Genomic DNA, 9,043 nt, shown 5'->3' with positions numbered 1-9,043 from the left:
GCGTGGGTTGAAACACGCAGAAGCGCGAGCCCGTCTACGACGCGCTGGTCGCTCCTCGTGAACGCGAGGAGCGTGGGTTGAAACATGTCGCTCGACATGAAGGAGTTGTCGGGCTTCAGTCGCTCCTCGTGAACGCGAGGAGCGTGGGTTGAAACCCCGCGTACCCGCGTGATGCGGGCGGCGAGCGGTCGCTCCTCGCGTTCACGAGGAGCGTGGGTTGAAACGTCTCCGCGGAGCTCTCCGCGTCGCCCTGACGTCGTCGCTCCTTGTTAACGCGAGGAGCGTGGGTTGAAAGCTTGCTTGGATGGAGCAGGTAGAACTGACTACCGTCGCTCCGCATGAACTCGGGGAGCGTGGGTTGAAACGCCCACGACGTCGTGGGTGGCATCAGCCGCGCCAGTCGCTCCTCGTGAACGCGAGGACTCTCTCTCTTCAACAGGTCCGAAAATTGGGGAGCAGATCACGAGGACTCGCTCGTGCTCAGGCTCCAGAAGTCACCGGGCATGCCCAATACACGGCACTTCTGGCTTGAGGTCTTCGGGGATGCCCGTTTCAAGCGCAACGGCTCGTTCCTATCCGACGTGAACGCGGCCAACGCCCATCGGCTCACGACGTTGCTCATCGCCGTGAGCCGGCTGGACGAATTCAAGGAGGATCGCAGCGCCCCTCCTCCCTTCGCACATGGCCGGCAGGTGACGACGTTCGAATTCACCGTGGACGGCCGGCGCACGGGTCTGACGTTGGACAGCGACACGCCGCCCGACATCCTCCGCTTCATGCAGCAGGAGGCTGCCGCTTACGGCATCGAACTTTGAGCGCGAGGACCCCGGGCGCCCCAGGGCCGGAGGAACACCTCCGTCTCCTCCAGGATCCGCGGCAGTGACGCGGTGAGCTCGTGACCATCGTCCACCTCCACCAGCCGGACGTGGCGCTTGCCCTCCGCCCACTGGCGCGAGTTTTGGACGTCACAGGTGTCATCCTGACGGCCGTGGATGATGAGCGTCGGGACGCGCACGTCGGGCCAGCCACCCGTGCGGGCGTCCACTGCCTCCGCGTCGGCGATGAAGCCCGAATGGATGCGCACCTTGCGCTGCGTCGTGAAGTCGTCCGTCTCAATCCAGCCCGACGTCTGCCAATGCTGCCACGCCGCGTCCCCCATTCTCCGGCGCAGCTGCGGGACGACGCGGAAGGCGGGCGCCAGCAGCACCAGCGCACACACGCGGGCGTCCTGCTCCGCCACCCGGGCCGCCGTGAGGCCTCCCAGGCTGGAGCCGATGAGCACCACCCGCTCCTCGGGCCCGCCCATCGCGGCCAGCACCGTGTCCAGCATGACGCTCAGGCTCAGCTGCTCCATGGAGGGGACGCGGAGGTTCAACCGCTCCACCGGAATGCCCTGGTCCGCGTAGTGCCGGGCCACGGCCACACCCTTCTTTGAATCCGGACCCGAGGCGAAGCCGTGCAGGTACAGCCAGCGAGGACCCACGGCAGAAGGCGATGTCGTCGAAGTGCTCATGACAGGCCCACTCTAACGGGCGCGCGGGGCCGTGGCTTCAGATGCGCAACACCGGCCCGGCAATCACCGACTGCATGAGCTTGGCGCACTGGTTGAGCGCGTTGGACGTCAGCTTCACGTCACAGAACTGGAAGCCCGTGGAGACGGACACGCCCCAACGGTCGCTGAACCAGCCGTCCACGCCCACCCGGAAGGCCATGCTCGTGGTGTCGATGTTCTGCCGCAGCCAGGTGCCCACGTCGTCCGGCGTGAAGGTGCTCCCCCAGCTCTTCGACAGCCGCGCGCCCACCCACGGCGTGATGGGCTTGTCCTGGAAGAAGCGCAGCCGCGCCTCGATGCCCACTGCCCGGTAGTCGAGCTGCGCGCGCTCCAACTGCCCCGGTCGCATCGCGTCCGGGAACTGCTGGCCCCACGTCTCGGAGATTTCCGCCAGCAGGCCCACCGACAGCCCGGGTGGGGTCTCCAGGCCCAGGTATCCGTGCAGCGCCGGGCCCTTCGTGCGGAAGTTGCTCAAATGGTCCAGGGTGATGCCGGCGCCCAGCGATGCATAGCCATTCCAGCCTGCCGCCACCGCGTCCGTTCCTACACACAGCACGCCCACCACCGCCACCCACATCGACTGCTTTCTCATGCGTTGCAGTCTATGCCTGGAGGTCGCCGTGGGGGACTCCGAGTGCCGCTGCGTGTCATGAAATCAGGCGGACGCGCGCGCCTCGGTGTGGCGATGCGCATCCCTGCGGACAGTCCAACTACTGCCGGCCTGTCGGAATGGAGGGTGGGGTGGGGACCTGCATGTGCTTCCGGAGGGCAAGTCCGGAAGTTAGGGTGGTGTTCCATGTCCATCTCCTTCGAATCCGCCGCCTCCGCTGTTCGTGACGCACTCTCCAGTGCGGGCCGGGGCCTGGTCGAACGCGAGGCGATGGTGGAGCTCGTCGCGCTCTCCGCCGTGGCGGGGGAGCACCTGCTCGTCATCGGTCCGCCGGGCACCGCGAAGAGCGAGGCCGTGCGGCGCACCGCACGCGTCCTGGGCGGCTCGTATTTCGAGTACCTCCTGGGCCGCTTCACCGAGCCCTCCGAGCTCTTCGGCCCCGTGGACCTGCGCAAGCTGCGCGAGGGCATCGTCGAAACGGAGACCCAGGGCATGCTGCCCGAGGCCGAGGTCGCCTTCCTCGATGAGGTGTTCCTTGGCTCCACCGCCATCCTGAATACGCTGCTGGGCCTCCTCAATGAGCGCACCTTCCGGCGCGGCCACACCCGGATGCGCTGCCCCCTGCGCGTCTGCGTGGGCGCCTCCAATGCCTTGCCGGAAGACGAGTCGCTGGCTGCCTTCGCGGACCGGTTCCTCGCACGCATCTTCGTCGAGCCCGTGCCAGACCCGCGGCTGGAGGAGTTGCTCGCGGGCGGCGCTTCACTGTGGGGGGACGCGGACGCGCATGTCACCTCGCTGGAGTCCCTGGACGTGGTCGCCCAGGCCGCGCGTGAGGCGGACCTCTCCGGGGTACGCCCCCACCTGGCCCATGCGCTGCGCACGTTGCGCGCCGCAGGCGTGGCCTTGTCCGACCGCCGCGCGGTGAAGGTCCAGAAGCTCATCGCAGCCGCCGCGGCGCTCGCGGGCCGGCGCACGCCAGGGACCGCGGACCTGTGGCCGCTCGTGTATGCCGTGCCGACGAAGGAGGCCCAGGCGCTCGCTCGGGACGTGCTGCGGGACGTGCTCGCCGGGACGGAGAACCCGGCCCTGCCGGCGGCGGCGCTGGAGGCCAGCGCTGGCCCCCTGGCGCGGGCGCGGCGCATCGCTTCCGCGGGGCAGGCGCTGCTGGCGGAGCGGCCCGTGGATGGCCATGGCGAAGCGTTCGCCGCGTGGCGGCTCAAGCTGGAGGGCGTGGCGCGAGAGATGGACGCGGGCTTCGCTCCCGAGTCGCTTCCCGATGACTTGAAGGTGCTTCGCGCGGAGGTGGCGGGTGTGCTCGCCTACGGCGCTTCAGGGCTCGAGTCATCCGAAGCGGAGGTGGCGGTGTGAGCGCGCAGGGTTCCCGCGCTGTCTCCGCCACTGCCTGGACGCAGGCCCGCGAGCCTGGAGGCTCCGCGCATCGGTTTCCGGAGGCGCCGCCTCGTGGCCGGGGTGCGGTGGCTGACGCGCCGTGAGCGCAACGGGAAGAGACTCGCGGACGGGGGACGCGCTGGAGACGCGCGGCGAAGACGCCGCTCGCCTGCCGGTGCGGTGGCGTTCGCGCGCCGAGCCGCTGGAGCCGCTCGCCGTGGCAGGAGAAGGACCCGTGGCGGTGGCGCTCGCTCGCCGGGTGCTCGCGGAGGACGACGCACGCCTTGCCAGTTGGGAAGGCGTCGCGGGGCGGGGCCTCCTGGTGCTCCTCGGGGCCTCGGCGTCGCTGCCATGGGTCGACGGCGCCGTGTACCTGGGGCGGGATGCCGCGGCGCCCTCGCTGTTGCTTCCCTGTGCGTTGGCGCCAGATGTGGCGGCTTCGTTGCTGGAGCGTGCGTTCGTGGTGCATGCGCACGCGGGGGGAGCGAAGTTGGCGGTGCTGCCCGCGTCCAGGTGTCTCGTCCGCATGGACGCCGCGCGGCCCGTGTCGCGTGTCACGCTTCAGGCCTGGCTGGACACGGGGACGTCGGGGGACACGCCGTGAGCACGTTGCCTCATGCGTTACGCCCCTGGGCGTCGATCCTCGCGAAGTTCCCGCTGGAGGTGGCGCTGAACCTGGGCCCGCTGGTTGCCCGGTTGTCCGTGGCGCTAGGGCCGCTGCGGGCGCCCTCGGAGAGGGAGGGCGGTGAGCCTCAAGGGTATGACGGCCTGTCGCGAAGAGGCTCCTTCGACCGGCTGCTGGTGAGTGAATGGCTGTGGGCCATGGAGGCACCTGACGAACTGGTGCGCCGTGCCGCCTTTGGAGAGCTGTCCTATCTCAAGCCCTCGTTTCGCCAGCCTCAGCGCGCGCATCGCACGGTGATGTTGCTTGATGCGGGACCAGACCAGCTTGGCGCTCCGCGCATCGCGCACCTCGCGTTGCTCATCGTCATGGCGCGCAGGGCGGAGGCCGCGGGCGCCACGTTCGCATGGGGCGTGCTTCAGGCAGACCCGCGGCGTGGCTGGTTCACGGAAGTGACGCCCGCCACGCTGGGCGCGTGGTTGAACGCGCGTGACACCGTGCCGCCCTCGGCTGAGCGGCTCTCGGCCTGGTGTGAGGCACTCGAGCTCGGCGCGCGGACGGCGGACGCCTGGCTGGTGGGGTCTTCTCGCCTGTCCCGGCTCGTGGGGGCGGAGACGCTCTCGCGCATCGAGGTCTCCGAAGTCCTGGCGCCCGAGGTTCGCCAGCTCGCGGTGGGGGTGCATCCCGCCGCGCGCGCGCCGCGCTCCGTGTTGCTCGACCTGCCGTCTCCGGATGACAGCGTGCGTCTGTTGAGAGACCCGTTCCGCGCGCGCGTCGCCGCGCCCGTGAAGACAGTCCAGCACTCGCGGGTGTCGGGGTTTGCCTTCTCCGCGGATGGCCGCCGGTTGATGCTCTTCTACGAAGGGGGCGGCGTCGGCGCCATGGCGCTGCCCAATTCTCCTCGCGCCACCCTCGCTCGGCCCCAGCGGATGATGCCTCGGAGTGATGAGACCTTCCTGGGCGCGGGTTGGCGGCGGCAGGGGGGGCTGCTCGTGCTGATGCGGCGGCAGGGCGCCTATGCCTATGCCTTCCGGGGGCAACTGCAACATCAGTCGAGGACTCGTGGGCCCAAGGTGTTCCCCTGGGCGCTGCGCGATACGCAGGCGCATCCACCCAATCCTGCTCGTGGACAGCCCCCCGGCCGGCTGACGACGTATCTCGATGCATTCAATCGGGAGTGCGTGCTCCTGTCCGGCCTGGACGACAGGCTCTATTTCTTCGAGGAGGACGCCTCCTCCCGCCGCGTGGTCTCCGCCCAGGTGGCTCAGCGGGTCATCGCCGCCGCTCACGTGAAGGGCTCCAGCATCGTCGTGACGCGCGACGAAAATGGGGGGGCTGCGAGTAGCATGCGGCTGGGCATCGTGAGTGCGAAGGAGGTGCGCCAGGTTCGCCTGCAGGACTCGAGGGGCGACACCCTCTGGTTCGGTGCATCGCACCATTCGGGGCATCCGGATGCTGGGTTGCTCGCGGTGAACAAAATCCCAGGCATGTGGTGTTTACACCATCGGGACTCGGTGCAATTCGTGACGCTGCGCTCGGGATTGCGAGCCGTGGGCCTCGGGGTCTGTCCGCAGGCGAAAGGAGAGGCCGGACTGTTGGCGCTCGACCCGGACCAGCGAACCTTCTGGAACGTGGGGCTCCAGCACCAGTTCAAGCTGGCGGTAGCCGCCGCTGACGTGGTCCACGCGGAGGCCAGCCATGCGGTGCCTGTGCTCGGGTGGCTGACGACGGAAGGCGAGCTGGTGCTGTACCACCTGGAGCATGAAGCGGTGCTGTGCCGTATTCATACGGGGGGCGGGGGATGAGCACTGCACGTGCGGGGCTACGGCCCCGGCAGCAGGTGCATCGGAGCACGGTCCGGGCCTCGGCTTTCTGGCTCGATCCGGCCCTGCTCGGTGAGGCGGAGGCTCGCCGCCGGATCCTGGCGGTGTGGACGCCCGGCATGTCCGTTCACGCCGTGGCGGGTGGATATCTTGTGGAGATGTCCGCGCCACGCACGGTGGTGTGCGAAGCCGCGCTGGGGCTGCCGCTCACTCGGGAGTACGGCGTCCTCTCCTCGGCGCCCTTGTCTCCAGCGGAGCGTCGGAACCCGAGTCTCCATGACGGCGCGGCGTTGCTGGTCCTCAGGGGACGGTCCCTGGTGTTCTCTGTCGGTGCGATGCCGCGGGTGGATGTGTCGACATGGCTCGATGTGTCCGCGTGGACGCTCCGAGCCCCGGAGACGCTGGGCGCGCCGCCGCCCCCCGTGCCCGTGCTGGAGCCTGTGCCTCCGCCGTCGCGCGAACGCTTCGGTCCCGGCGTGCCCGAGTCGTCTGCTGAAGCACAGGAAATGCTCGCTCGCATGGAGGGGCGCCGCGCTCCCATCTCCGCTGGGGCGCGCCGCCCGGGATGGTGGGCACGGCTGCGCGAGAAGTTCTCCCGTCAGGGCGCGCCAGTGCGCGGAGGCGGCGAGTCCGGGCGTGGCTGGCCAGGATGGCTGGCGCGGCTTGGGGCCGCGCTCTTGGGAGCGGTGGCCCCCGGATCACTACAGGGCCCGAGTCCCTGGAGCTGGCTGTCCGACTGGATGAGGCGCAACACCCTGCTCGGCGCGTGGGCGCGGCAGCGGAAGGCGGAGTACGTGCGCCGCCTCTTCGACATGTTCGAGGAGGGCAACCTCGACGAGGCACTGCGGCACGCCATTCCACTGGGCAAGGAGCTGAGCGAGAACGCACGCGAGGCCTTGGGGCTGCCAGGGCCTCGTGCGCAACTCACCCTCCAGACGGAGGCGCGGGGAGCGGCGGGGGCCGTGTTCGGGGGAGGAGCTGAGCTCTACTCCGCGCTCCAGCAGCGCTACCGCGAGGCCTTCCGTCGCTTCGAGCGCGAGGGGCGCATCGACGAAGCCGCGTTCGTCCTCGCGGAGCTGCTGGGCGCCGTCGAGGAAGCCGTGTCCTTCCTGGAGCGGCATGGGCGCTTCAAGCTGGCGGCGGAGCTGGCCGAGGGGCGCAAGCTGGCTCCGGGGCTCGTGGTGCGTCAGTGGTTCCTGGCTCGGGACGTAGCGCGCGCCGTCGCCATCGCCCGACGCAGTGGGGCCTTCGGGGACGCGGTGGCGCGGCTGGAGCGTTCGAATCCACCGGAGGCCCTTGCGCTCCGCCTGCTGTGGGCGGAGACGCTCGCCGAGGCCGGCGACTACGCGCGCGCCGTTCAGGTGGTGTGGCCGGTGGCGAAGAATCGTGCCCCGGCGCGCGAATGGCTGGAGCGGGGCGTGGCGAGTGGTGGCGCGACGGGCGCTCGGCTGCTGGCGATGTGGGCCACGGCGTTCGCGGATGGGCTGACGGTGGCGGGTGCGCGGGTGCGTGAGTTGCTCGACGACGACGCGCCGGAACGCGCGTCCGAGCGCTTCGTCTTTGGACTGGCGCTCGTGGAAGAGCCTCCTTCCGCCAACCGCACCGCGCTGGTGGTGCCCACGCTGCGTGCGTTGCTTCGGGACCGGGCGGCGGGCAATGCCCGCTTCACCTCGGACCAGAGCCTCATCAAGCGCTTGTTGGGCGACGCGCCCGACGGCACCTTGCACACGGACCTGCCGTCGCTGGCCGACAATACCCACCCCGCGTGGCGCGATACCCATGCACGGCCGCGCATCGACATCACGGTGCGGGCCTCAGAAGCGGGGACCTTCACGCTTCATGACGTGGTGGTGCTGCCAGACGGCCGGCTGCTGTACGCACTGGGGGAAGCGGGGGCGCGGCTGGTTCGCGAGGACGGCCGGACGGTGGCGCACTTCGACGTGCCGGCCTTCCACCTGGTGCCTTCCATCCATGGGGACCGGGTCCTGGCACTCGCGCGGCGGGACGAGGTGTGGCGCCTGTCCCGGCTGGACCTGGTCGCACGCAGGTGCAGCCCCTGGGTCGATATGTCATTGACGGACTGGTCCCCCAGCTACGACGGCAATGTCTGGTTCGTGACCTCTGAAAACATGGTGATGATGGTGGATGCGCTCGCCGCTGATTGCCGCGCGCTCTGGCGAGTCCCGGAACTTGCCAGCCGTGCGTTTTCCATTGCGGCGGATGCCACACACATGAGTTTCATCGTCGGAGCACAGGAGCGGTGGACGTATACGCTCGCGGACGGGCCCACATTGCGCGACCGTTCGGAGCTGCCTCCAGAGGTGTCGGACCCGAGAATGGTGAGCTGGCATCAGTCCGTGGTCCCGGACGGTGAGGCTGCTGTCCTGTGCATGGAATATCCCTCCAACCCCGAGGATGTGGCACGCGGATGGAATCATCTGAGGAGCTCGCTGGCTTGGGTGCAGCCCGTGTCACTTCGCAATCGGGTTCGGACGGAGTGCGACCACGAGACGCTCAAGGGCATCTTTCTCTCGAGGGAATGGTTTTTGGAGTTGATGGATTTGGGGCCGGATTGGCAGCTTCAGTTGACAGACAGGCGCGGATTTTCCCGCGCCGTGTTGACGTTCGAAGGGAATGCCCGCCCGAGGGTGCGGCTCACGGACAGCGTCTTGCTGGCATTCGACGCGGGTGGCCGGGGCGTGTGGCTGGATTTGGAGAGCGGTGAGGTCCGGCACTTCCCGGTGCCTTGAGCCGTCGCCGTGCGTCATCCACTTCCAGCTCCACCTGCACGCCGTCCACCGTCACCAGGAGCGAGGGGGGCGTCCCGGGGAGCGCCATCAACCAGGTGGAGGCCAGGGGGAGCTCCGTGCCCGCCAGCTCCGCCCCGAGCACAAGGCCGCGGGCATCGTGACCTGGATGGATGGGTAGCCATGGACCAGCCTCGTCGACCTGGAGACATCTTGAAGCGCGGACGCCTCCTTGCCCTGTGCCTGCTGTTGCCCGCATGTACGCTCTTCCAGCGTCCGTATCGCCCACCGCACGCGTCT

7 protein-coding genes are annotated in these 9,043 nt (G+C 69.3%); 5 read left to right on the top strand and 2 right to left on the bottom strand.

All coding sequences use genetic code 11. The features are described from left to right. Nucleotides 1-476: 476 nt before the first annotated feature. A complete protein-coding gene (locus F8M74_RS37860; protein WP_228559434.1) occupies nucleotides 477-815 on the top strand; it encodes a hypothetical protein in 339 nt (112 codons plus the stop codon). Here F8M74_RS37860 and F8M74_RS17535 read toward each other — a convergent pair. Further along, nucleotides 797-1,513 carry a YqiA/YcfP family alpha/beta fold hydrolase gene (locus F8M74_RS17535; RefSeq protein WP_141254267.1) on the bottom strand — a complete coding sequence of 239 codons (717 nt, stop codon included), beginning with the start codon at nucleotides 1,511-1,513 and terminating at the stop codon, nucleotides 797-799. The genes F8M74_RS37860 and F8M74_RS17535 overlap by 19 nt on opposite strands. Nucleotides 1,514-1,550: 37 nt before the next feature. After that, complete coding sequence (locus tag F8M74_RS17530) at nucleotides 1,551-2,144, bottom strand: hypothetical protein (protein ID WP_141254265.1); 594 nt, start codon at nucleotides 2,142-2,144, stop codon at nucleotides 1,551-1,553. Nucleotides 2,145-2,348: 204 nt separating this feature from the next. Between F8M74_RS17530 and F8M74_RS17525 the strand changes: the two genes are divergently transcribed. The 4 genes from F8M74_RS17525 to F8M74_RS17510 all read left to right on the top strand — a co-directional run bounded on the left by F8M74_RS17525 (nucleotide 2,349) and on the right by F8M74_RS17510 (nucleotide 8,746). Then, entirely contained in the window at nucleotides 2,349-3,530 is a 1,182-nt protein-coding gene (locus F8M74_RS17525; RefSeq protein ID WP_171410098.1) for an AAA family ATPase, read from the top strand. A 121-nt stretch (nucleotides 3,531-3,651) separates the two neighbouring features. Next, nucleotides 3,652-4,155, top strand: a complete 504-nt coding sequence (locus F8M74_RS17520; RefSeq protein WP_141254261.1) for a hypothetical protein — start codon at nucleotides 3,652-3,654, stop codon at nucleotides 4,153-4,155. After that, complete coding sequence (locus F8M74_RS17515) at nucleotides 4,152-5,978, top strand: hypothetical protein (protein ID WP_141254260.1); 1,827 nt, start codon at nucleotides 4,152-4,154, stop codon at nucleotides 5,976-5,978. The genes F8M74_RS17520 and F8M74_RS17515 overlap by 4 nt, the downstream gene beginning before the upstream one ends. After that, nucleotides 5,975-8,746: a bpX6 domain-containing protein gene (locus F8M74_RS17510; RefSeq protein ID WP_216619673.1), complete on the top strand. Its 2,772-nt coding sequence runs from the start codon at nucleotides 5,975-5,977 to the stop codon at nucleotides 8,744-8,746. The genes F8M74_RS17515 and F8M74_RS17510 overlap by 4 nt, the downstream gene beginning before the upstream one ends. The last annotated feature ends 297 nt before the right edge of the window (nucleotides 8,747-9,043 follow it).

The sequence above is a fragment of the Myxococcus sp. CA023 genome (genome assembly GCF_010998615.1).
Taxonomy (GTDB): Bacteria; Myxococcota; Myxococcia; order Myxococcales; family Myxococcaceae; genus Myxococcus.
This window is presented reverse-complemented; position numbering and strand designations above follow the sequence as displayed.